General features: G+C 43.5%; 23 protein-coding genes and 1 tRNA gene. 12 read left to right on the top strand and 12 right to left on the bottom strand.

The window, feature by feature from the left end; all coding sequences use genetic code 11:
* Positions 1-317 precede the first annotated feature (317 nt).
* A tRNA-Asn gene (locus tag BUB16_RS14645) sits at positions 318-392 on the top strand.
* Between the two features lie 219 nt (positions 393-611).
* On the opposite strand, the gene BUB16_RS21600 is transcribed toward BUB16_RS14645, so the two are convergent.
* The gene (locus tag BUB16_RS21600; RefSeq protein WP_170864415.1) at positions 612-788 is read right to left on the bottom strand and encodes a hypothetical protein; all 177 of its coding nucleotides are present in this window, start codon (positions 786-788) and stop codon (positions 612-614) included.
* Positions 789-798: 10 nt separating this feature from the next.
* Positions 799-2,391, bottom strand: a complete 1,593-nt coding sequence (gene pckA / locus BUB16_RS14635; protein ID WP_073066017.1) for a phosphoenolpyruvate carboxykinase (ATP) — start codon at positions 2,389-2,391, stop codon at positions 799-801.
* Between the two features lie 427 nt (positions 2,392-2,818).
* Between pckA and BUB16_RS14630 the strand changes: the two genes are divergently transcribed.
* Complete coding sequence (locus BUB16_RS14630; protein ID WP_073066014.1) at positions 2,819-4,774, top strand: CheR family methyltransferase; 1,956 nt, start codon at positions 2,819-2,821, stop codon at positions 4,772-4,774.
* Positions 4,771-5,094 carry a sensor histidine kinase gene (locus tag BUB16_RS14625; RefSeq protein WP_084088317.1) on the top strand — a complete coding sequence of 108 codons (324 nt, stop codon included), beginning with the start codon at positions 4,771-4,773 and terminating at the stop codon, positions 5,092-5,094. The genes BUB16_RS14630 and BUB16_RS14625 overlap by 4 nt, the downstream gene beginning before the upstream one ends.
* Before the next feature lie 89 nt (positions 5,095-5,183).
* Here BUB16_RS14625 and BUB16_RS14620 read toward each other — a convergent pair whose 3' ends face one another.
* Positions 5,184-5,627 carry a hypothetical protein gene (locus tag BUB16_RS14620; protein ID WP_139240323.1) on the bottom strand — a complete coding sequence of 148 codons (444 nt, stop codon included), beginning with the start codon at positions 5,625-5,627 and terminating at the stop codon, positions 5,184-5,186.
* An 807-nt stretch (positions 5,628-6,434) separates the two neighbouring features.
* On the bottom strand, positions 6,435-6,839 hold the full coding sequence (locus BUB16_RS14610; RefSeq protein ID WP_073066002.1) for an IS110 family transposase: 405 nt from the start codon (positions 6,837-6,839) through the stop codon (positions 6,435-6,437).
* A gap of 647 nt (positions 6,840-7,486) precedes the next feature.
* Between BUB16_RS14610 and BUB16_RS21595 the strand changes: the two genes are divergently transcribed.
* Together BUB16_RS21595 and BUB16_RS14600 are read left to right on the top strand one after the other, a co-directional pair.
* Entirely contained in the window at positions 7,487-7,639 is a 153-nt protein-coding gene (locus tag BUB16_RS21595) for a hypothetical protein (protein WP_170864414.1), read from the top strand.
* Positions 7,639-8,835: a PP2C family protein-serine/threonine phosphatase gene (locus BUB16_RS14600; protein ID WP_073065997.1), complete on the top strand. Its 1,197-nt coding sequence runs from the start codon at positions 7,639-7,641 to the stop codon at positions 8,833-8,835. Before BUB16_RS21595 ends, BUB16_RS14600 begins: the two co-directional genes overlap by 1 nt.
* A gap of 201 nt (positions 8,836-9,036) precedes the next feature.
* Here BUB16_RS14600 and BUB16_RS14595 read toward each other — a convergent pair whose 3' ends face one another.
* Genes BUB16_RS14595 through BUB16_RS14585 form a run of 3 tightly spaced genes read right to left on the bottom strand, consistent with a single transcriptional unit; the run spans position 9,037 to position 11,943 of the window.
* The gene (locus tag BUB16_RS14595; protein ID WP_073065994.1) at positions 9,037-10,401 is read right to left on the bottom strand and encodes a TfuA-like protein; all 1,365 of its coding nucleotides are present in this window, start codon (positions 10,399-10,401) and stop codon (positions 9,037-9,039) included.
* Positions 10,398-11,642: a YcaO-like family protein gene (locus BUB16_RS14590; RefSeq protein WP_073065991.1), complete on the bottom strand. Its 1,245-nt coding sequence runs from the start codon at positions 11,640-11,642 to the stop codon at positions 10,398-10,400. The genes BUB16_RS14595 and BUB16_RS14590 overlap by 4 nt, the downstream gene beginning before the upstream one ends.
* 7 nt (positions 11,643-11,649) lie before the next feature.
* On the bottom strand, positions 11,650-11,943 hold the full coding sequence (locus BUB16_RS14585) for a hypothetical protein (protein ID WP_073065988.1): 294 nt from the start codon (positions 11,941-11,943) through the stop codon (positions 11,650-11,652).
* Between the two features lie 97 nt (positions 11,944-12,040).
* On the opposite strand from BUB16_RS14585, the gene BUB16_RS14580 reads away from it, so the two are divergent.
* From BUB16_RS14580 to BUB16_RS14565, 3 genes are all read left to right on the top strand, one after another.
* Positions 12,041-12,586: a hypothetical protein gene (locus tag BUB16_RS14580; RefSeq protein ID WP_073065986.1), complete on the top strand. Its 546-nt coding sequence runs from the start codon at positions 12,041-12,043 to the stop codon at positions 12,584-12,586.
* A gap of 713 nt (positions 12,587-13,299) precedes the next feature.
* Positions 13,300-13,839, top strand: coding sequence for a YceI family protein (locus tag BUB16_RS14570; protein WP_073065980.1), 540 nt, complete (start codon positions 13,300-13,302; stop codon positions 13,837-13,839).
* 152 nt (positions 13,840-13,991) lie between these two features.
* Positions 13,992-14,567 carry a Crp/Fnr family transcriptional regulator gene (locus BUB16_RS14565; protein WP_073065976.1) on the top strand — a complete coding sequence of 192 codons (576 nt, stop codon included), beginning with the start codon at positions 13,992-13,994 and terminating at the stop codon, positions 14,565-14,567.
* Here BUB16_RS14565 and BUB16_RS14560 read toward each other — a convergent pair.
* Together BUB16_RS14560 and BUB16_RS14555 are read right to left on the bottom strand one after the other, a co-directional pair.
* Complete coding sequence (locus BUB16_RS14560) at positions 14,535-14,786, bottom strand: hypothetical protein (protein ID WP_073065973.1); 252 nt, start codon at positions 14,784-14,786, stop codon at positions 14,535-14,537. The genes BUB16_RS14565 and BUB16_RS14560 overlap by 33 nt on opposite strands.
* Before the next feature lie 34 nt (positions 14,787-14,820).
* Positions 14,821-15,102: a GNAT family N-acetyltransferase gene (locus tag BUB16_RS14555; RefSeq protein WP_073065970.1), complete on the bottom strand. Its 282-nt coding sequence runs from the start codon at positions 15,100-15,102 to the stop codon at positions 14,821-14,823.
* Positions 15,103-15,299: 197 nt separating this feature from the next.
* Here BUB16_RS14555 and BUB16_RS14550 point away from each other — a divergent pair, with 197 nt between their 5' ends.
* The 4 genes from BUB16_RS14550 to BUB16_RS14530 all read left to right on the top strand — a co-directional run bounded on the left by BUB16_RS14550 (position 15,300) and on the right by BUB16_RS14530 (position 19,500).
* The gene (locus BUB16_RS14550) at positions 15,300-15,965 is read left to right on the top strand and encodes an NADPH-dependent F420 reductase (RefSeq protein ID WP_073065967.1); all 666 of its coding nucleotides are present in this window, start codon (positions 15,300-15,302) and stop codon (positions 15,963-15,965) included.
* A 322-nt stretch (positions 15,966-16,287) separates the two neighbouring features.
* Positions 16,288-16,779 carry a VOC family protein gene (locus tag BUB16_RS14545; protein ID WP_073065964.1) on the top strand — a complete coding sequence of 164 codons (492 nt, stop codon included), beginning with the start codon at positions 16,288-16,290 and terminating at the stop codon, positions 16,777-16,779.
* Positions 16,780-17,194: 415 nt separating this feature from the next.
* Positions 17,195-18,757, top strand: coding sequence for a cation:proton antiporter family protein (locus BUB16_RS14540; protein WP_073065961.1), 1,563 nt, complete (start codon positions 17,195-17,197; stop codon positions 18,755-18,757).
* 530 nt (positions 18,758-19,287) lie between these two features.
* Positions 19,288-19,500 (top strand): hypothetical protein, encoded by a 213-nt coding sequence (locus BUB16_RS14530; RefSeq protein ID WP_073065954.1) that lies wholly within the window; start codon positions 19,288-19,290, stop codon positions 19,498-19,500.
* Between the two features lie 119 nt (positions 19,501-19,619).
* On the opposite strand, the gene BUB16_RS22265 is transcribed toward BUB16_RS14530, so the two are convergent.
* The 3 genes from BUB16_RS22265 to BUB16_RS14520 all read right to left on the bottom strand — a co-directional run bounded on the left by BUB16_RS22265 (position 19,620) and on the right by BUB16_RS14520 (position 21,958).
* A complete protein-coding gene (locus tag BUB16_RS22265) occupies positions 19,620-19,733 on the bottom strand; it encodes a DUF2231 domain-containing protein (protein WP_350354141.1) in 114 nt (37 codons plus the stop codon).
* Positions 19,734-19,750: 17 nt separating this feature from the next.
* The gene (locus BUB16_RS14525; protein ID WP_073065952.1) at positions 19,751-20,956 is read right to left on the bottom strand and encodes a permease; all 1,206 of its coding nucleotides are present in this window, start codon (positions 20,954-20,956) and stop codon (positions 19,751-19,753) included.
* A gap of 249 nt (positions 20,957-21,205) precedes the next feature.
* A complete protein-coding gene (locus tag BUB16_RS14520; RefSeq protein WP_244545706.1) occupies positions 21,206-21,958 on the bottom strand; it encodes a copper resistance protein B in 753 nt (250 codons plus the stop codon).
* Positions 21,959-22,198: the final 240 nt, after the last annotated feature.

Below are 22,198 nucleotides of genomic sequence, written 5' to 3'. Positions count from 1 at the left end.
ATTTCACCGCTTTATAACAATTGACGAAAACATTCGGAACGGGTTGCATGTCGACTCTTTGAAAGCAGATCCAGCTGTCTATGCCACGTATGACCGATTTTGTACACAGAAAGGATTGATTTCAAAAAGATCGAAAAAAATCTTGACTTAAGTAGATATAAATAATTATATTTGTGCTCCATTTGAAACACGTTTCGCAGGATTGAGATGCTGCGTAGCGAAAGACCCGAGACAGTCATCCTTAACAGTACCAGTGGCTGTCGTCACCGTGAGCAGCGGGACGTGATGTGTATTCCGGGCATTCAAAATTTATATAATCCTCGGTAGCTCAGTGGCAGAGCAATCGGCTGTTAACCGATCGGTCGTAGGTTCGAATCCTACCCGGGGAGCCAGGCATCCCTGAAGTGTGAACTTGGTCCTTTCCAGGTTCGCACTTTTTTATTTCAGTCTGTAAGCTTACCCGAAAGTTGACCGTTTGAAAGTTGAGAAAATTCACTACTTGGGACCGCGACAGTAGGCGATGATTCTTTATCTTTGGGCAGTTCTTTAAGCCGACTCGTAAGCTCTCCTTTTGGAATGGAAATGACGTTGGCAATATGTCCTTCCCGATACTATTCTTTGGGCCGGACGTCTATAACGACCACTTCCTTTTGTTCAATGTGTTGCAGTAAATCGGTTGAGTTAACAGTCTCCAGGCTCTGTCGATCATTACGGAAGTCCCGAACCAGACACTCAATTTCTGCATTTTGAGAAAATCCAAGCTCCCCGGAGTGATTCCCAAACTTCAAAAACAGCTGATTAATTAGCTGTTCCTTCAACATTGGGTCCTGCCTTGTAAATATCTTCACTACTTTCCTCTTTATACTGGGCAAAGTTTTCTATAAAGAGATTCCCGAGTTTTTTAGCTTGAGCATCGTAATCCTCGGCGTTATCCCAGGTACTACGCGGCAGAAGGATTTCTGATGGTACACCTGGACATTCGGTGGGTATTTCAACCCCAAAAACCTGGTCTTTCTCAGTAGTTACATGATCCAGCTTGCCGGAGTGGATTGCATCGATAATGGAGCGGGTATTTTTAAGATCTATACGGCTTCCCACTCCATACGGACCACCAGTTAATCCGGTGTTCACCAACCATACATTAGCGTTGTGCCTTCGAATCTTCTCGGCTAACAATTCGGCATATCTGGCAGGAGGCCATGCAAGAAATGCTGCGCCAAAGCAAGCAGAAAATGTAGCTTTAGGTTCTGTAACTCCCATTTCGGTACCGGCTACTTTGGCTGTGTATCCACTAATGAAGTGATACATGGCTTGTTCCGGTGTAAGCTTACTTACCGGGGAAAGAATACCAAACGCATCATAGGTAAGAAAAATGATATTTCCCGGATGACCGGTTTCGCACGGAATTTTGGCGTTTGAAATATGTTCAATTGGGTACGATGCTCGCGTATTTACGGTAATTGATGTATCCTCATAATCCACTTCTCTTGTATCCTGATCGTAGACTACATTTTCGAGAACCGTGCCGAATTTAATTGCACTGTAAATTTCGGGTTCTTTTTCTTTGGAAAGATCAATGGTCTTGGCGTAGCAACCACCCTCAATGTTAAAAATACCTTTATCGCTCCAACAGTGTTCATCGTCGCCGATTAGCTTACGGTCACTGTCCGCTGACAACGTTGTTTTACCGGTACCGGAGAGCCCAAAGAACAGTGCCACATCGCTAGAATCATTGCCTTCGTTTGCCGAGCAGTGCATAGGAAGGACATCTTTTTTCGGCATTAGATAATTCATGACGGTAAAAATGCCTTTTTTCATTTCTCCGGCATACTCTGTTCCAAGAATAACCATCTCCCGACGATCGAAATTAATGTCCACGCTTGCATCCGAAGTCATACCCGCGGTGAATTTATTAGCGGGGAACTTACCGGCATTGTAGACTACAAAATCAGGTTCGCCGAAATTTGCTAATTGCTCCTTGGTAGGGCGAATCAGCATATTATGCATGAACAGACCGTGATAAGGCCTTTCTGCAATTATGCGAACCTTAAGCCGATGCTCTGGGTTCCAACCGGCAAAACCATCCAGTACATAGAGTCGTTCTCTGGTATTCAGATAGTCGGTTGCTCTTTGATGGTTGATCTTAAAGGTATGTTCATCAAGCGGAATATTAATATTTCCCCACCATATATCGTCTTTGATCCCCTCGGTTGTAATCACTCTTTTGTCAGCGGGACTTCTTCCTGTACGTTCGCCTGATCGTACAACCAGAGCCCCCTTGTTTGTGATAGCTGACCCAGGATCGTATTTAATAACTTCCTCATAAAATCGTGAAGGAGAGGGATTTCTGATTATATTTTTTGCTGTAATTTTGTGCTGTGTTAAATCCATATCTTGAGTAGTTATCGGCTTTTTTTTTAATGATTGCGATCACCAAGGAATGTGAAAGCTAAAGAATTATGTCGACTCTCTGATAAATAAATCCCTGATTTAATAGTATGTTTATATTGAGCCTCATAAGATGAGCGGGTAACCATAATATTATCAAAATTGTGAAAGACTTCACGGATCGGCAAAAGAATTTTTCTTCAAAAATAAACGTTCTGGTAATCGCGCAGGGTGTTGCTAAAGCAGATTAGAAATCAATCTCTCTAAGTCATTCGTTTCACAAGATACTGAGCTTTTAATACATTTTCTAAATAAGGTTAACTATGTTACTTTCTGGTCAAATCATACCCCGCCTGATTTGACAAAAATTACTTAGGGCAATAATTAATCTATTGACTCACCATTATTTAATTTCTTTAAACTTTATCAGATGAAAGATAATAAAAATGTCGATCAGGATGAGTTTTTAGTCGTAGGCATTGGTGCCTCGGCCGGCGGGTTGGAAGCCCTGAAATTATTTTTCGGGTCTCTTCCTGAGAAAACCGGCATGGCTTTTATCGTGGCTGTTCACCTGTCACCAGACCATAAAAGCAGTATGCCAGAGCTGTTGCAACATCATACTGCTTTGGAGGTCCTGCAGGTAACCGGTAAAACAGAAATAAAAGCCGATTGTGTGTATGTCATACCGCCTAAAAAGAATCTTCTGGTAAAAGATAATCACATTGAATTGTCGGAGCTGGATTCTAGTGAGCACCCACCGCACGTGGTTGATCAACTTTATCGCTCTCTGGGGAAAGCAAAAGGAAATAAAGCCGTGTGTATCACCCTGTCGGGAACAGGAAAAGATGGAGTACTGGGCATAAAGGCGATCAAGGAAGAGGGCGGGTTAATTATTGTTCAGGATCCCGGGGAGGCCCAATACGGCGGGATGCCCCAAAGCGCTATCGATACGGGACTGGCAGATAAGATCCTTGCTATTAACAGGATGCCTCAGGCCTTGATGGATTACAGGGAAAATCTTTCGGCGGTTCGCATTTCTTCACAACCCGATGAATTATCAGAAGAGGAACAGGAAGTGCTTTATGATATTTTAGAGAAGGTCAGGAAAGACACGGACCACGATTTCCAGCAGTATAAAACAACCACCGTACTGCGACGCATCGAACGGCGGATGCATGTTCATAATGTCCAATCTCTTTCGGAGTACCTGGGTATTTTAGATACCCAGGATGATGAGTCAAAGGAGTTGTTCAAAGATCTGTTGATCAGTGTAACCCATTTTTTCCGGGATCGGGAAGCTTTTAAGGCATTGAAGCAAAAGGTGATTCCTGAATTATTCAAAGGTATGGATCCCGATGAAGAACTGCGTGTTTGGGTGCCGGGCTGCGCTACCGGAGAGGAGGCCTATTCTATTGCCATGCTGCTGAGGGAGCATGCCGAAAATATAGATCAACCTCCCGAAATAAAGATTTTTGCTACTGATATCGATGAACAGGCATTGCAGACAGGGCGCGCGGGACGATATCCTGAATCTATTGCGGACGATGTGACGCCAGAACGACTTCAGCGTTTTTTCACAAAGGATAACCATGAATACCAGGTTAAAGAGGAGCTCCGGGCCATGATCCTGTTCTCTCCTCATGACCTGCTCAAAAATCCTCCTTTCTCAAACCTTGATCTGATTTCCTGCCGCAACCTGCTGATTTATCTAAACAATGAACTGCAGAGCCAAGTATTTAATCTGTTTCATTATTCATTGACCCCGGGTGGATATTTGTGGCTGGGAAGTTCCGGTTCCAATCTTAAAGCTACCGAACAGTTTAAGGCTGTAGCTAATAAGTATAAGATATATCAGAAGCGAACCAGCTATACTAAGAGGAGTCTGCAGGATATTCCGTTGCAATTCAACAAAAACAGACCCTTCAATACCCGTTCTCGGCAAAAACCTTCCAAGGATAGGGTTAATATAAAAGAACTCCATCAGCAGCTGATAACCCAGCAGTATGGCCCGCCCAGTGTACTTATTAATGAGAATGAGGAGGTCCTGCATTCTACAGCGGGAATGCAAACGTATTTAAATTATCCGGAGGGCAAGCCCAGCCAGAATATTTTTGATATGATCATTCCCGAGCTGCGTCATCCGCTGCGTAATATGTTTTATCAAGCTAAAAAAGAAGAAACCGATCTGCCTATATGCAAGCAAGTACCAGCAGTGTTAAACGGAGAATCACATATGATTGAGATAAATCTGCACAGGGTAAAAGAGCAGGGTTCCCCCAACGATCTTATGTGCATCGTGTTTCGAAAAATCAGAGAGATTGAGCCTCTCGATGTCAGTGAACCGGTTAAGCGCGAGGATGTCCCCGAAGAGGGAAGGAAAATATAGATGACATTGAAACAGCCACAAACCTGTACCGGGTCGGCAGTGAAGCTGCCAAAAATGCCGCTATACATGGCGGGGCCAATAATATCAAAATTGTCTTGAATGTCGACGATCAGTTTCTTTATATGACTATTGAGGATGACGGGATGGGATTGGAAGTTTCAGAAGATACAGAAGATGGAATGGGTATTCATATAATGCGCTACCGCATAGAGCTAATTGGAGGCACGTTTGAAATAAAAACCACACCTAATATAGGAGAAACAGGCACAACAGTTACCTGCAGGATTCCGTTAAAAGAAGTAGAGGGCTATATTGAGTAGATTAGGGGTATGTATGGCGCTATCCTCACAGTAGTAAGATGAAGTAGTCACCTCGGAGGGAATCCTTACAATATTTTTTGAGAAATTAATTAATCCCTTGTCAAAACTAATATATGCTCCCCTTTCGGTGTGCCGGGGAAGTTTTTATCTAAATCCAGCCCTTTTATTGTGGCCTCACCAGGAACAATCGCAAATAGTTGAATAGGAATATACACAGCGACGTTCATAGCTTTGCAGCGAACGGGCCAATGGCCTTTCCCTTCCATGATCCAGGTATCAACTTGTGACTTGAGATCGAAAAGTGTATCAATAACTGAGCTTTGCTCTTCCATTCCTTCCAGGAGGAAGCTATCTTTAGCTCTAAGGTTTTTTGTTACAGTAATCTCAATGTATTTGTTGGCTAATTGCGCAATATTACGGGCATTATTTTCCCAGAAAGCCATGCTTACCTTAACGTTGGGATAATATCCATGGGTATGATAGAAATCATCAATTCGCGAGAGCAGGAGATCAAAAGATAAGTTGGAGCCCATTACCATAAAGGTTCGTTGTTGGACAGTGCAATCCATTAGTAAAATGAATAACGAAGATGTCCAAGCTTTTGATATCCCAAATTACTTAACAAATTTAAGATTTATCCTCAGGTAATTTCGGAAGAGTGAAAACATCTGATGCAATGTGGCATTTGCGCCAAAAGCGCTCTGGCTCTGGAGTCTTTAACCAATCAAAGGCGTTCAGGAGGGTGTCGGCTTCGGGGTTTATACCATATTCAGCCTTTCTTTTATTAGCTAACCTTTTATATTTTTCCGGGAGTTCAGAAATTAGCATTAAATCGGAGCGAACTTATAGTTTAGTTTGTAGTTATCACGGTAAGAGAGATGTTTCTGTATTTACTCGACGAGATCATTCCTGCCCTGGGTAAATAATCCGAATAAACCTTCTTTATACTAGCCGATAAAATAATTGTCCCATTTTTTTCTGTGTTGTGAAGGTGGCTGCCTGCTGTAAAGTTTATTTTTTAGAATCCTTGAAAATGAATTGTTTTCTTAAATTTCTATAAGAGCTAATTGAAAATTTCATATTATTAAAAATCCGGCTTTTGATGGCGGGGGGTGCTTTTATATGATGGGGGGACCGATTTATGATGGAGAAATAAATAAATGTGGTTACTTGCAGACCCTGGTTCAAAAAGGCGGGGGCTATTCTGAGAGAATCCTAAAGAATTGGGTTAAACCCTACCCCCCCCATATAGTAATACCCTGAGACATTACTCTCAGGGCATTACAGCTACGGCCAGGTTGGGCATCCGGCCGCAGGGTTTTTTTATGTAAATAGTTCTGCTACGGTACCTCATCGGCGCTGGCCGGCATCTGCAGGCCAGCCAGTTTACATTCTTTCCTCGAAATGCTCATACGCCGTATCCACCTTATGGTAGTGGCGATCCTCAAAATCGGGAAGCTTACAATCTGATCAGCGTAGCGATCGCCATACTCGGCCAGCAGGCGGGCATCAAAGCGATCGTCTTTGCGATGGTGTTCCGGGGCTACTTTCTTAGTAGCAGTGGTTTTAAGCAGGGCGCATTTCCAGCCCTGTCGGGATAGGCTAGCCAACAGGCGGTCGCTGTAAATGCCAGTATCTTCAATATAGATGATGGTGTGCTGTTGGGGGCAGTTGTGGGAGCTTAGCCACCGGTGCAGTCGCTGGAAGCCTTCCGGGGGCTGTATTCCCCGCGGGGACGCAACCAACAGTCAATGGTATCTTTTGACACATCAATGCCCAAAAAATGCTGGGACAACAAAACTTGCAAAACAGCAGTGACGATATAGAAGCAGAAAACCAAACCTTGCTGATGGTTGAATGTTAAGGGGCGGTCAAGACAAAACGAAAGATGGGCTTTGGGAAAACGGCAAGAAGCACCTGGAAATATTCCACAAAATCAGGAACACGAAATGGACGAGGATGGCAGGGACGCTAGGCCAGAAAAGGGCACTGGTTCCGCCCCGGAACCCGAAAAAAGCTGACCACAAATTAAGCCCGAACCCCTGGAGCTCTTACAAAATAAAAGAGAAGCAAAAAACCAGCCTCAAAAACTGTGACAAATTGGGAAGACCGACCGCGCAGGATAACGACATTGTGCTTAATCTGCCGGAGCTGTACCGTCGGAGCCATCGGTAGAAAGCGCGTTGGATCCGCCCTTCAGTGCGTAGTGACGGTGAGGAGTTTGCTGGGGTGAAGTTTAGCCTGCGTGTGTTTGGGCCGGTGTCCTATAATGTTGTCAATGCGGCACAAAATGCCTATACTGAGGAGTTAAGTAGTCATCGGGTTCACTGTCGGACTGTGATTGGACATCAACAGTATCGGTGAATCTCTGGCTACTGGCAAATCACTTAATATGAATACAAGAAATCTCAGCGATATTCCGGTAGCGAGAGGCAATCGTCAGGACTTTTCCCCCGACGGTTCCAGATTCCTGATTATCGTCTCGAACTCCAATTATATGGTGCAAGCTACTCTTCACGACCACCCATACTCCGGCACATCCTAATGCCCAATAGAAAACAGAATTCCAATATTCGTTTCCTGGATGACAAACCGCTCATAGAGCAGTTGTCCTTAAAGGAACGGGCAATTTCTGCCGTGGCTGAAGGTATCACCATCTCGGACAACCTACTCCCTGACAATCCGATTATTTATGCAAATAGCGGCTTTGAGAATCTGACAGGTTATCCGATCGATACTGTGCTGGGCAAGAATTGTCGGTTTTTGCAGGGACCTGATACGGATCCCAATACAGTGAAGACAATCAGGAAGGCCGTCAAGGAACAACGGGCGTGTACGGTGGAGATCCTGAATTACCGAAAAGATGGCACCCCGTTCTGGAACAATCTGTCCATCACTCCTGTGCTCGACCCCAATGATAATGTGACCCATTTTATTGGCATTCAATCTGATATTACAATACGCAAGACTTCGGAAGAGTCATTGCGCACAACTGCGAAGAAGCTTGAGGCGGCGAACCGCCGCATGAAAAATGACCTGGAGGACGCGCGTCAGCTTCAGCTTGCCATGCTCCCGAAAAGCATTCCGCAGCTTCCATATCTGGATATTGCAGTGTGCATGAATACGGCGTATGAAGTCGGCGGCGATTATTACGATTTTCTGGTCGATTCCGATGACACACTCACGGTTGCTATTGGAGATGCTACTGGGCATGGACTGAAAGCGGGGACTATCGTCACAGCCACCAAAATGCTGTTTGACTCCCTTGCCCCACGTCCGGATCCTATCCGCATATTACAGGAGATGTCACGCGCCCTTAAGATGTTAGGGTTTCGCAATATGTATATGGCGATGACTATTGCGAAAGTAACTCCAGAACGGCTCCTGATAACGTCTGCAGGCATGCCATACACCTACCATTACAGTATTGCCGACAACAAGGTCACAGAGATTGTGATCAAGGGCATGCCACTGGGCGGATTTCCGGATTTTCCGTATCAATCAATAGAAGTGGCATTGTATAAAGGTGATATTTTTCTACTGATGAGTGACGGACTCATGGAACTGAGGAATGAGCGGCGCGAGTTTTTTGGGGAAGACCGTATCAAGTCTCTGCTTCAAGATGTCGCGCTGGAAGCGCCCCGTACAATCATCGAGCACCTGTCGAGGGCAGCTGAAGAATGGGCCAAGATGAATACGGTGCAAGATGATATGACATTGATGGTAATGAAAGTGAAATGAGACGCACTTACAGCTAGGGGCTCAGTAGTGAATTTTATCTACTTTCAAACGGTCAACTTTTAGGGAAGCTTACAACCTGATTTAAGCTGAGCCAACGCTTTTTCTTGTAGTTTATCTAGTTCTTTTTGTGTCATGATTTGCCTAAGTTAGTAGATTTTAAATTACCAACCTAGACAGAGTTAGATTTACACTCTCGATTTTTTATGAGTTTTGATTTTCCTTTTTATACTTTAGAAAACAAAATTCACGTAATGCCATACGAATAAATTCATCTAAATCCTCAATCCCAATTCCTTTTGTGTACTGCTTTATATCTTCAACGATTGGATGATTTAAACGTTCATCAAAATACCATTTTATTAAACTTTCTTCAGTTAACCCTACCTCGGCCAGTTGGGGATTCTCTAAACCATGAGATTCAAGAAGGCGTTGTTTAGATTTGGCACGTTCACATAGTTCGCTGTATAAACCATGTAATCGTAAATAATCTGGTATTTGAGTCATTACGTCTGACAAGCATAAATTTTCCATCCACTGAAGTCGTGCTTCACTTTTAATTAACTGAAAAAACTGGTCTTTGGTAAGGTGTTGCTCTTCAAGCCAATTCTTGAATTCTATTGGTTTAATTAACCCACGCTCAATTCTAAATTTATTAATTGTTTGTTGCAACATATTATCTGAAATAGTTACGTTTAATCTAGACGTTTCATCAATTGCTAAAAGGCGTATCATTGCACCTTGGAAGGCCTTGGGATAAATTTCACTGTCGAGTCTTAGTTCATCTATTATTCTATTTAGTAAAATCATATCGGAATTTGCATCAGAATCTATCTTTAATTCCCCGGAAAATCGTCGTAAATTATCCCAAGTTTCAGTGTACTCGAACGAATATGTGATTTTTTTGGGTTTTAAATTATCATTAAGGGAACCATTGATTTTTTTTAGCATTAAGAGTGCATCCTCATGCTTTTTGTCAACTTTGCCTGTAGGTAGCCAATTATTTAGCAAGTCTAATTCCTCTTTAGATAAACCCTCATCACCACCCTTTTGCAAGATCGTTTGATATTTACGTTCAGGGTAATGAAAATTTTTAGCGATCTTAACCAATATTTCTCGCGTTGCCGGGCTAATTATTTTGGCTGCTTCAGCCTTAGCAAAAGTATGGCGAATATTGACCATTGCATCAGATAAAGTCTGATAATGATTTTCTTCGTTTCCATGTATCACGGCAACTTCGTCATCATCCTCAAGAGTCCCTTTTTGAAAAGATTCAAAAATTTTCCCAACTCCAATCATCCCAAATTGTTCTAACTCAGCTGCACGAAGTGCGCCCATGCTAGCACTCCCGTAAACATGTATGCCTTTGGACATCGCCCATAATATTTCTTTGTGCCAAATAGAGGGCACACGTTCAAAATAACCATCAATAATACCAATTATCTTTGGTTTTTTTAGTGCCACCCTATAGACATCACCTTGTTCGGCAGGGGGTAGATAAATGGCGTCAAGTGTATTTCGTGCTTCATCTGAAGCAATTGTAGGTCCAGTAAAAATATAGATGCTCATGTGGAATTCTCCAGCTGTTTTTTGACACGAATTCCCGGTTCATAACCTAGTGCTTCATCTGTACTTTCTAGGCCTGGAATAACAACTCGAACGACAGGTATATCAAACTCACTTTTTGTCAAATCAACCACTATGACTCGTTTTAACCCTGCCGAAGTAAGTTTGGAAATTTCCCAACTTACATCCTCATTTAAAGTTTTACTTTCCCATGTTGGAATCTCGCAATATTTACGTAAGGGACCTTTTATTTCAAGTTGCTTTCGAAAGTATTGATGTATATCCTGATTTAGATAACGTTCATACTTACCTCGGATAGCATCATCACGAGATCCAGCAATGAATGTAAGTCGACTCTGGGCTGCTTCTGTAAGTGCACGTAGCAAAGCAATATGCCGAACGGGATGACAACCCATGCCAGAAGTTGAATAAAGCGGTCGAAGGGGGTTGTTCTCTTTTCCAATTATTGTACATAGAAAAGAAGGTATCCCAACATCAGTAGTTGTATCCCACACTGCAACTTCAATATTAGCTTTCTTGTATTTTTCTAATATTCTAAGGCAATGAACATGGTCCACGGTATTCAAATTAATCCGAGATTTAAGTTTTTTTTCTTCGGAAAAGTATCTCCAAAGTGTAGTTGAATCACGTTCTACTACCTCACAAATACCATGACTTACTGCTTCTAGAAAATGGTTTCCTGAAGCTAAACCATTAGAAGTAATTGGAAAGCAACCACTGCCAACGGGAAGGGGGAGGGTATAATCCGTATGTACCATTTCATAAGGTATCCAGACTAACTCATCCTGAATAATATCGTACCCTTCAATCCATAATATTTTTAAATTAGGATGATATAGCCCTCCAGATATCTTGGGAAGTCTTTCCACATCTACCAAGCGGTGGGTGTAATTTAATTCCTCATAACTACCATACTTTAACGGAAGTGTGATATGTTCCGCATGGTAAGATTCAATAGACTCCATTATACCTGAAGCTTTCGCTGAAGCTAAATTTAGCCCCTTGCCCTGCGAAACAGCTAGCGATCGGGAATTGGGCCTGCTTACTATTACCACTGGAATACCAATTGAATCCAGTCCTGTAACATTGGCTACACGCGTGATACCCATTACTTTTAGTAAGCAATTAATACGTAAAAGTGTGTTCTCTGGTGTAATCAGGCGTTGAGTACCGCTATAAAATGTTTTTGGGACTGGTTCAATACCATTGAGTAGGCGAACCATGTGTAACTCAACGCTTCAATTGACGAATTGAACTTAGATTCATTATGCTGACTGTAGTAGATCCTCCTGCACGCAAACCCAAAGAATCCTTTACAAGGCGACCCCTAATAGAAGAAGTAAATTGTAAATTATCTGGATGAAAAAGTAGCTTTTCCGCAAGATAAGCTTCTTCTTCTGGCAACTTAAAAGAACTAAGTTTTTCATCTGGAATAAAATATAGAGCTCCATCAGCACCACGTATTAACGATCCCCCTTTTTCCTGCTTTTGATCTACTTTTTCTTGTCTTTTTTCATCACCCATTGGTAACCTCCTCTTTATTATTAATTATAATCCTTATAATAACTATAGATAAATAATTTAATAAATGCAACGATAACAATAATTTATATGTAAATTATTGATTGAAGATATCCTGGGTTACCAAGAACTAGACTCTAATATAGGCACAAAATTCCTTCTGAAGATGGGGGGCAAGAAAGCGAATTGTAAAAGGAGTTTAATAGAAATGCTCCCAAATCTTATGATCAGATATTTACAAAGGCGTCCCCTGGCCAAGGAGATTAACGAGATGCGTGAAAATGGATACAATACAACCGCATGGATGTCATTGATTGAACTATACAGGGATATTAGCTATGCCATTGATGGCAAGTTGATACCAGATGTACAAGTGCGGTTTGAGCGTCTAATAGGTAAAGAGGTTAAGTATGTAAAGATGCAGGAGCCTGACGATAGTGATCTCTGGGAGATAGGGGATATGGCAACAGGAGCGGCAGCTAACCTCCAACCGCTGCAGGGTAAAAGCAATCTTGGTGAGGAGGAAGTACGCCTTAACGAGTATCTAATGGAGATCCTTAACTACCGATTGGCAAGCTTACCTGATGAGGCAGCATGGGATTTTGTGGCACAATCAATTCTTTCAGAAACTAAAGAACTAGGATAATACCTTCGAAACCCAGGCACGACTAACATCAAATCTACGGGCAATTTCAGCTTGTGTGTCTACCTCTCCGGAGGCCAATAGCTCCTGAAATATTTCTCTTTGTTCCTCTCTGCTTTTGCTCTTTTTCTTGGGTTTTTGTGCTTTTGAGTTAACAATTTTTGTGTAAAGTTTTTGGTTCGCATCATTAAAATTTGGGTGCAAATTGAGTAGTTTTTGGTAGTCAATTTTGTACTTATTTCCTTTAGGACCCCGCCTTAAGACTCTTATAGCCCATTTTAAGGAAAAACTTTCCGCATACTATCGGTGTACGGGGAGCCGCGTAAAGCTAAAGTGCGAACATGGACGTTTCCAGGTTCGCACTTTTTTATTTCAGTCCATTCTGCTTCCAGCTTTTTGTCAGCTAAAAAGTTGATCTCAATATCTCCAGTATTATATCATTATCCACGTTAATGACTGGATCACTGTTTTCATCAGGTCTTCTCGCACTCTGCTATCAGACTCGTCCCACAATTTTATAAACTCATTGATAATCATTTTATCGGTATTATCATCTACCACTTTCCGGTTGTCAGGGGCCAGTTTATGAATTGGTTAAATTTTACGCGTCTTTTGACATATATCAAGACTATTTCCTGTCATATATCAATGGTGTTACAGAAAAGACTCGCTATGTTAGGAGCGAACAAACTGTTTAACATCAAAGTAATAACACAATGACTACTGCAACTAAAACCTTGTGGAATATAGATCCAACGCATTCAGAAGTTCAATTTAAAGTGAAGCATCTGGTGATTTCGACCGTTACCGGGAGATTTGGTTCGTACGATGGAAAAATTGAAGCCAACGGCGACGATTTTGAAAATGCCAAAGCAAGCTTTACTGCTGACATCGACAGCATTACCACCAATAACGAGGATCGCGACCAGCACCTGAAGTCTGAAGACTTCTTTAATGCGGAAGAGTATCCGCAGCTTAAGTTTGGGTCCACAAACTTTGAAAAAGCCGGGGAAGGAGAATACAAGGTTACCGGTGATCTGACTATCCGTGACATCACCAAAGAAGTTTCCCTGGATGTGGTGCACGGCGGGACGGTCGGCGATCCCTACGGAAATACAAAAGCGGGATTCGAAGTGACCGGAACGATTAATCGAAAAGAGTTTGGTCTGACCTGGGATGCTGTAACGGAGGCAGGCAACGTGGTTGTGGGAGATAAGATAAAGCTGCAGATGAACGTTCAGTTTATCCAAAGCTAAAACAACAGTATACGTCCCTACGCATACCAAGCGGGTATTCTCTTCCGGAGGGTATCCGCTTTTTTATTTTCTGATTATTCCCTGTACATTTTCAGATATCTTTGATAAGACAATTTGCATAAACAAGGTGACAATCTCCAAGCCAGCAACAAATGTATCAGGTACTAAAAGAAAGTTTTCAGGAGCATGTCTCGTTAACCGATGAGCAGTGGGAGATGTGCAAAAAAAAATTCCGTCCCAAGCGAATGCTTAAACGGCAATTCCTGCTCCAGGAAGGCGATGTTTGCCGCGAGCTGGCTTTTGTGGAAAAGGGTTCGCTCTATTCTTACTCCGTGGATTCAAAAGGCAACCAGCATGTTATACGTTTTGCCTTTGAAGGCTGGTGGATGGCAAATCTGCAAAGTTTCTTCACCAGGAAGCCAACCAACTTAAATATTGAGGTGCTTGAAGACAGTGAGCTTCTGGTGCTTGACAGTAAAAACCACGAAAAGCTGTTAGAGGAAATTCCTGCCTATGAACGCTACCATCGTATTATTCTCCAGAATGCCTATGTGGCCCTGCAACAACGTGTGGAAAATGCGCTTGGGCTTACCGCCGAAGAGAAATACAACCGTCTGATAGAGCAGAATCCGGAGTTCATGAACCGGGTACCCCTGAATCTGGTGGCTTCGTACCTGGGCATCAGTCCCGAGACATTAAGTCGGGTACGCGGCCAGTTTAGCAGCTAACCCAACCCCTTCATCTTTTCCCAAAGACTTTCTATCCCAGTCGCTGTTCACATCAGACGCCTCATTGGTTGACTGAAGGAAGGCAAACAGCAGCTCATCCGAATTTTCAGCCATTTGCGACCATAGGTAAATCATCTCAAGTGTCTCTTGCCATTCGGCCGGAGCAGGCAGTTCGGGCCATGAATAATTCTTTTGACTTGCTGATGAGTTTTGTTTCATCGTGACAGGTATTGTAAATAGTTAGGTGATTATGCTATTTCAGTACATCCTGCAATGACTCATCCCGCTCAATAACCGATTTGGCAAATGGACAGAGTGGAATTACCATCAGTTCATTGTCACGAGCATAATTCACCGCATGCTCAACCAATTCATTTCCGATATTTTGGCCTCGAAGTTCATCGGATACTTCGGTGTGGTCAATAATTATTTTATCTGAACCGGCCTTTGAATAGGTAATTTCGGCTTTTATTTCACTGTTCTCTTCAATAAAAAATGATCCTTTACTATTTCCGTCTTTGTGTTGGATAATCATAGCGACCGCGGAATAAGGTTAACGCGTTATTTGTTCCAACTTATATAAACCGGATCACAGTTGACAGCGAAAGTTATCCGCATTGCTCTTTTGACATATGTCAAGGGTTTTTCCTAACACATGTCAATGACAAGGGGACATTGGCAGGCTACCTTTACAGTAAGAAATTAAGACAACCAACAAACAGATGTACCATTATGCCTATTACCAAACAAACAATTGCTATCATCGGAGCCGGTGGAAATATGGGCTCCGCCTTTGCCAAAAGTATTGCCGAAGGCAATTACCGCCTGCTACTTTTTGACCGCAACCCTGAACAACTGGGTTCATTACATGAGGAAATCCTTCTGGACCATCCGAAAGCTGATGTAGAACTCATGAATTGTCCTCATGAATCCAGCTGGGAGGCCGATATCATTATTTTGGCTGTTCCCCACGGGGCCGAAAAAGAATTGGCTGATAAGATACGTGAAGTTGCAACCCAGAAGATCATGATCAGTATGGCCAATCCCATAGATGAAGATTTTAGCCAGTTGATCACTGATCCTGATACCAGTGCGGCCGAAGAGCTGCAGCAGTGGCTTCCAAATTCTAAGGTGGTAAAAGCATTTAACACCACGCTTGCAGCTGACTTTGAACAGCCGGTTATCAACGGTAAGCAGGTTGACGCTTTTATTGCCGGTGATGATGAGAAAGCCATACAGTCTGTCATCGAACTGGTAGAAACAGTGGGCTTCAATCCGATCGTTGCGGGAGACCTGTCGGTTAGCGGCACCCTGGAGCGTATGCAGTTGCTACTCATGCAGCTTACGATCAAAAACGAATACAACTGGCTGGCCGGCTGGAAGATACTTCACAACTAAATCAGAACTCAACTTCAAAAAATTAACATTATGATACTAATAACAGGAGCAAACGGACAGTTGGGATCACAATCCATTGACTTTTTAAAATGGCCCCTCTGTTAGAGGCAGTAAGTATTCCGTTTTCACTCAATTTATAAATGATGAAGATCAGCTTATTCCTAATGATGAAATAAAGAAGGCTGCGAGCACTATGTTGGACGAGTTGGCGCGATGGAGTGCTGGAATAAAAGTGATAAATGAAAATGAAGCTGTAGCTGTTTAAGTGATCGAATGAATTGGAAGATATGCGAAGCCTACGAATTCAAAAGAATAATTAATTATGGAAAACAATTATACCACACCGTCCCAGACCCAAATCGGGCACGTACATTTGAAAGTGTCTGATTTGGATCAGGCCCTTGAATTTTACCGCGACCTGCTCGGCTTTGAGCTAACCACCATGTATGGCGAGAACGCGGCCTTTCTGTCAGCCGGCGGCTATCACCATCACATTGGACTCAATACCTGGCACAGCAAAGACGGTTCGCCTGCACCACGCAATAGCACCGGACTCTACCACACCGCTTTTCTATATCCCACGCGCAAAGACCTGGCTGAAATCCTCCAGCGTCTCATTGATGAGGAATACCCCATTGACGGGGCCAGCGATCACGGCGTTTCGGAAGCAATTTACTTAAGGGATCCCGATGACAATGGCGTGGAGCTGTACCGCGATCGCCCGCGCGAGGAATGGGAGTATACCGAAAACGGCTCGGTCAGGATGGTTACCAAGCCACTGAATGTGAAGGATCTACTCAAAGAATTGAATTAAAACACACTTTGAATCTGAACTCAACAACAACTAATCATAACAGAAATATCTTTTATCACAATGAATAAATTGAAAATTACATACTGGATAACCACCAGAATATTCAGTGCTATGATGCTATGACGGTCGTGTGCGATGTCAGCAGCAGAAGTGATATTGAGCAGATGATTGCTTATGGCGCTGAGTAGTTGGGTGGCTTTGACGTGTTGGTAAATAGTTGGAAACGCTGTATGATTGGGTAAACAAATTTACGGGAGAATAGCGGCGCCAAACCTGGACAGGAAGAGAAAGGTTAGTAAAATTGGGTAGTAGTACAACGTATGAGACTGTATTTTGCAGAGAACTGTTGTGATTTATACCGCGATAAGTACTTAAGTACTAAAATAGACTCTCGCTTTAATTTAAATTTAAAACAATGGATATACTTTGGGTTGGTGTTGCCTTTATCTGTGGGATGTTGGTTTCCCGTATTAAACTTCCACCTCTGGTAGGCTACCTGGCAGCAGGGGCCGCGCTGGGTGCATATGGATATGAAGCTGGAGCTGCACTCCACGAAGTGGCGCACCTGGGCGTACTCTTTTTGCTTTTTACTGTGGGCCTGCACCTACGCCTTAAAAATGTTATCCGCCTTGAAGTGCTCGGTACCGGAGGTATTCATTTGCTGATTACAGCGGGTATTTTTATTCCGGTTTCTCTGGCGCTGGGATATGATCTTGTTTCTTCAATTATTATCGGGATCGTCCTGGGATTCTCGAGCACCGTCTTGACTGCTAAAAACCTGGAGCGTCGCGGTGAGCTCGGGGCTTTTCACGGACGTGTAGCTATCGGTATCCTCATTTTGCAGGATATGGTAGCTATTGGCTTGCTCGGCCTTACCAGCGGCACAGCGCCTTCTACCTGGAGCCTGGCGTTGCTGGGACTCCCGCTACTTCGACCGGCTGTCATCAAGGTGGTGGAATTGAGTCAGGAGGAGGAGCTCAAGCTGCTGTTTGCCCTCATGCTGGCGATCGGCGGGGGTACGCTCTTTGAGGAATTGGGACTTTCCTCTGAATTGGGAGCGCTGGTAGCCGGCATGCTGCTATCCGGCCATGAGGTGGCTGATGAACTGACTGAAAAATTATGGGGACTCAAGGAGGCATTTTTAGTTGGCTTTTTTCTTGAGGTAGGCCTCGCAGGTCTGCCCGAATTGCAAGATTTTTATCTGGTTTTGGCTGCTTTAGCAATACTTCCGGTTAAGTCACTACTGTACTTTGGATTGATGCTTGGTTTTAAGCTCCGTGCGCGAACTTCCTTTATTGCAACTATTTCATTGACTTCCTACAGCGAGTTTACTTTGATTGCGGGAAGCGTGGCCGCCTCTGCCGGATTTATACCGCCCGGCGTTGTGGTTGGCTTTGCCCTGCTTACAGCTGTTTCATTTGCTTTGAATGCCCCGCTTTCAATCTGGGAAGATCAGCTATGGACGAAATTAGAGAGAAAACTTATCACCCTTGAACGGGATGTTCCCCATCCCGACCAGCAGACGATTTCGCTGGGTTCGGCCAACTACCTGATCGTTGGGATGGGCAACGCCGGCCAGGCCGCCTATGACCGGCTGAAAGAGCATGAAAAAAATGTTGTGGGACTGGATATCGACCCGGCCCGCATCGAACATAATCTCGCTGAAGGCCGCCGTGTCATCTATGGCGATATGCAGGATATAGAACTATGGGAGAATATAGACCTCACGGATGTTTCTTCGGTAATACTGGCGTCAGGGACACCGGAATCCAAGGTTAACGCCACTAAGTATATCCGGAATAACGATTATTTGGGTTCGATCTATGCGCTGACTATGCAGCAGGAAGAACACAATGATATAGTTCAGGCCGGTGCCAGTGCCGTATGTCTTCCCATTACCCAGGCCGGTGAAAAGCTGGCGGACCTTAGTCTGGCTGACAATGACAGGCGCAATAATATTGTTATGGAGACAGGGTAATACTTTCTCTGAACCTACTCGAATGATTATAGGACTTCAGATTGACATATGATGTAAAGATGCTCAACCAATTTCATCAGCTAAAATGTAGCAATTTCAATGTGATCCTTGTAAAAAGAGTGAATTCTGTGTTGACTATCATATTACAGCAAAAACACAATTCCTCCGATTGTCCTTAAAAGGCAGATCTTTTAAATAAACAGTACATATAAGAGCTTAATAGCTCTCCCACCTCCAAATACATACATATCAAGGTGATAATTTATGTATAAGCAAAAAAGAGTACTGCAATTATCTTCACGCCGGGAAATAATCCCGCTTCCCTGACTTGGTCACTGGCGGGTCTGTCTGTTCAAGTTCCTGAACAAGTTGGCGGACAAGGATGTACGCCGGGATACTGGAAACAGCCGCATCATTTTGATTCATGGACATCCTATAAGCCTGACGACAGTATTGAAGATCCCTTTGATGTCCCGGGCTCTTTGAATGTTGTTCGGCCAGAGCAGGGAAGAGTCGAAGATCTGACATTGTTGGAAGGACTTGAATTGCGGGGAGGAAAAGTCAACGCTCTTATACGTCATGCGGTAGCTGCATTATTGAATGCGTCCAACCCTGATGTCAGCTATGACCTGTCCGTGTCTGAAGTAGTTGAAAAATTTAATGATTCCGTAAGTGGTGGTGATATTGAAGCAACGAAAAATAACTTTGAGTCCTTTAATGAACAGGGCTGCCCGTTAAATTAATGAATAGAAACCCTAAAGAGCTGTATTGTTAACCAACCTCTGTCCCCCAAATAGTAATGCCCGGGAAGCAAATGTCAGGGCATTACTACAACGGCCCCAGGTCTCAGTTTTACTTTTTGTTAACGGGTGAAGAAGTTTAGTAAATCCATTAAAACTGCCAGCAGAAAAATACCGATGGGAAAGTGAACAAGAATTGGGTGTATGTAGGGCGCCCATTCCGGAATCTGTTCCATAGGCAGATATTTTTGAGTTAAAATAGTTGGGTATAAACGAATGCTGATAATCCCAGAATGTTAATGATAATAAACAATGTTACGGCAATATTCTTAATCTTGCCGCCGCTTTCCATATCCATCATTTTCATTTCGTGGGTTTGCATGTACTTCTTATGCAACCATACCAGCGTTCCAGCGATCCAGATGAAGATAAGATTCATCCAGAAGGTATAGTCGATTTTAAACTGGGTGATCTGCGATACTTCCCGCCGGCTTTCCGGTACAATATCCAGAAATGAGAACAGCCCGTTCAAGATTAAGGCTGTAAGAACAATACTGACAAACATGACTCCTGCAATATACAGTGCAACTCTCCATCCGTAATATTTGGCGTTTATATGTACGAGAGGAGGGACCATCAGATCTGAGTAGATGAATCCCATAATCCCGGCAAAAAGCACCCCGTTTTGATTGAGAACCGTAGCCAGGGGAATATTACCCATCGATCCGATAAAGGTGGAAGCGGCTACAAAAGGGGCAATAATGGCATTCTCCAGGGTCACCAGCCAGCCGGGCAGATGTTGGGCATCAGCCAAAAAAAGCGTTGTCCAGAACGACTCGGGAACCAGCACGGCCACAAATCCTGCAATAGTAAAGCCGATCAGGATATCCTCCCAGGCCATCTTCCAGTCGTTGACAAATTTGTGTCCAACCAGCTGCCATCCTTCTTTACTTTTGATGCGTTTTTTCCAGTCAAAATCTTCCGTTAAACCATCATCATCGCTTTCAACTTTCTCACGAGCTGCCTGCAGCCAGCTTTCCGGATAGGTCCATTTGATGAGCAGGCTGCTAATGGCAATGAGCACGAGTCCGCCAATAAGTTCAGCGGCAAGAAACTGCCAACCAAGAAAGATGAGAATCAAAATACCCAGCTCAATAACCAGGTTGGTGGAAGCGAACATAAAAGCCACTGCCGCAACAAAATGGGCTCCTTTTTTGACCAGGGAACGGGCCGCTGCCAGTGCGGCAAACGAGCAGGATGAGGAAGCAGCTCCAAAGAAAGTAGACAGGGATATGCTTTTTAGATCGGCATCGCCCATATACTTGGTAAGTTCTTTTTTTGGGACAAAGGCCTGGATCATTCCGCTGACAAAATAGCCAAGCACAAATGCCCAGCCGGATTTCCAGAAAAAACCGAGTGCTGTTTTTGCTGATTCGCCATATAAATTTAATAAATCCATCGTGTTAATGAATTGTTTGGGTTGACGGTGAATTTGACGTGCTTTAAGCTGTTCACAAGTAAACTAAGCAACGTTACTATCCCATCCTTTTTTTCATAATCCTGAACAATAAATAAGTTCCAATGATCCCGTAAAGACGGAAAGAGAAACCGTCCACCTCTTCTCTGCTAAAGAGATTGAAATCATACATAAGATTCTCACCACTGTGTCAAATGGTGTTAGTTATAGTAAATGCAACAGAATAAACCACTAAAACCACATGCGAACGCCGCCGAGCATACTTAGGGTGCTGACATGTCCCCCGGTGCGGGCCATATCAGCGGTTTTCCCCAGCTTGCGTTCCCAGTTGACGCCGATATAGGGCGCAAATTCCCGTGCAAACTCGTAGCGAAGCCGGAAGCCAAGTCCAATATTATTGATCCCGGATCCGACGCCCCACTCGGGGACATCCTGGACAGCAATGCTGGTTTCGAAGATCGGCTGACCAATGAGTCGCTGGGTGAACAGCAGGTCATATTCTGCTTCCAGGGAAGCAGACAGATCGCCGTCTTCACTGACAAACATGCCGCCGTCGACATGAAAGAAGTAAGGAGCCATGCCCTGAACTCCCACTACGGCGAAACCGCGTGACTGGTTGCCGCTCCCTTCGTAGGCAAGATCGTAACGGATGCCCCCCTGAATATCAAAGTATGGAGTAATTCCGCGGCTGTAGAGTCCCTGGAATTCCATTTCGGCTTCGCTTTCGGCAGCCAGTGCTTCCCCGTGGGACTTAAACCAGAATTTGTTTAGATCCTTGCCCACGTACCCCTGTACTTCCCACATCAGGGGGTTAGCGCCGCTGACACTGCGGTATTCCAACTTCTCAGCAATTAGGTAGCCATAGGTTTTATCATCCATCATCAGGTCATTGCTGAATTCAGGTGCTTTTTGAGCGAAAGCTGAGCTGCCGGCGATTACAATGATTGCGAAGGTAGTGAGAATGAATGGTGACGCGTATTTCATTGTGTTCATTTTAATAAAAATTTATACAGCAGAGTTTTTAGTAAATAATCGGATGGATTAAAATGGATCATTCATTTCTAACTATATTCAATCTCCCATAACTCTTCTTTCCCAGGGAGGGACCTAATAGCAGGCAATATTTTAATCTATGAGTTCCTCCTTAGAAAAGGAGGGGAGGAGGATTAATTGACGATATCCATGAGTTACGGTCTATATTATTTGAAAATGTTTGTCTACGGT

This window comes from Fodinibius roseus (assembly GCF_900129315.1).
In the GTDB taxonomy this organism is placed as follows: Bacteria; Bacteroidota; Rhodothermia; order Balneolales; family Balneolaceae; genus Fodinibius; species Fodinibius roseus.
Note: the sequence above shows the minus strand (reverse complement) of the source record. Positions and strands in the feature narration are given on the sequence as shown.

Coding starts and splice junctions, on each gene's coding strand:
- pckA (WP_073066017.1), bottom strand. CDS start 2,391: ATGGATTTAACACAGCACAAAATTACAGCAAAAAATATAATCAGAAAT.
- BUB16_RS14550 (WP_073065967.1), top strand. CDS start 15,300: ATGCCTATTACCAAACAAACAATTGCTATCATCGGAGCCGGTGGAAAT.
- BUB16_RS14590 (WP_073065991.1), bottom strand. CDS start 11,642: ATGGTTCGCCTACTCAATGGTATTGAACCAGTCCCAAAAACATTTTAT.
- BUB16_RS14600 (WP_073065997.1), top strand. CDS start 7,639: ATGCCCAATAGAAAACAGAATTCCAATATTCGTTTCCTGGATGACAAA.
- BUB16_RS14570 (WP_073065980.1), top strand. CDS start 13,300: ATGACTACTGCAACTAAAACCTTGTGGAATATAGATCCAACGCATTCA.
- BUB16_RS14545 (WP_073065964.1), top strand. CDS start 16,288: ATGGAAAACAATTATACCACACCGTCCCAGACCCAAATCGGGCACGTA.
- BUB16_RS22265 (WP_350354141.1), bottom strand. CDS start 19,733: ATGGAACAGATTCCGGAATGGGCGCCCTACATACACCCAATTCTTGTT.
- BUB16_RS14630 (WP_073066014.1), top strand. CDS start 2,819: ATGAAAGATAATAAAAATGTCGATCAGGATGAGTTTTTAGTCGTAGGC.
- BUB16_RS14620 (WP_139240323.1), bottom strand. CDS start 5,627: ATGGGCTCCAACTTATCTTTTGATCTCCTGCTCTCGCGAATTGATGAT.
- BUB16_RS14520 (WP_244545706.1), bottom strand. CDS start 21,958: ATGAAATACGCGTCACCATTCATTCTCACTACCTTCGCAATCATTGTA.
- BUB16_RS21595 (WP_170864414.1), top strand. CDS start 7,487: ATGAATACAAGAAATCTCAGCGATATTCCGGTAGCGAGAGGCAATCGT.
- BUB16_RS14555 (WP_073065970.1), bottom strand. CDS start 15,102: ATGATTATCCAACACAAAGACGGAAATAGTAAAGGATCATTTTTTATT.
- BUB16_RS14525 (WP_073065952.1), bottom strand. CDS start 20,956: ATGGATTTATTAAATTTATATGGCGAATCAGCAAAAACAGCACTCGGT.
- BUB16_RS14585 (WP_073065988.1), bottom strand. CDS start 11,943: ATGGGTGATGAAAAAAGACAAGAAAAAGTAGATCAAAAGCAGGAAAAA.
- BUB16_RS14595 (WP_073065994.1), bottom strand. CDS start 10,401: ATGAGCATCTATATTTTTACTGGACCTACAATTGCTTCAGATGAAGCA.
- BUB16_RS14560 (WP_073065973.1), bottom strand. CDS start 14,786: ATGAAACAAAACTCATCAGCAAGTCAAAAGAATTATTCATGGCCCGAA.
- BUB16_RS14565 (WP_073065976.1), top strand. CDS start 13,992: ATGTATCAGGTACTAAAAGAAAGTTTTCAGGAGCATGTCTCGTTAACC.
- BUB16_RS14540 (WP_073065961.1), top strand. CDS start 17,195: ATGGATATACTTTGGGTTGGTGTTGCCTTTATCTGTGGGATGTTGGTT.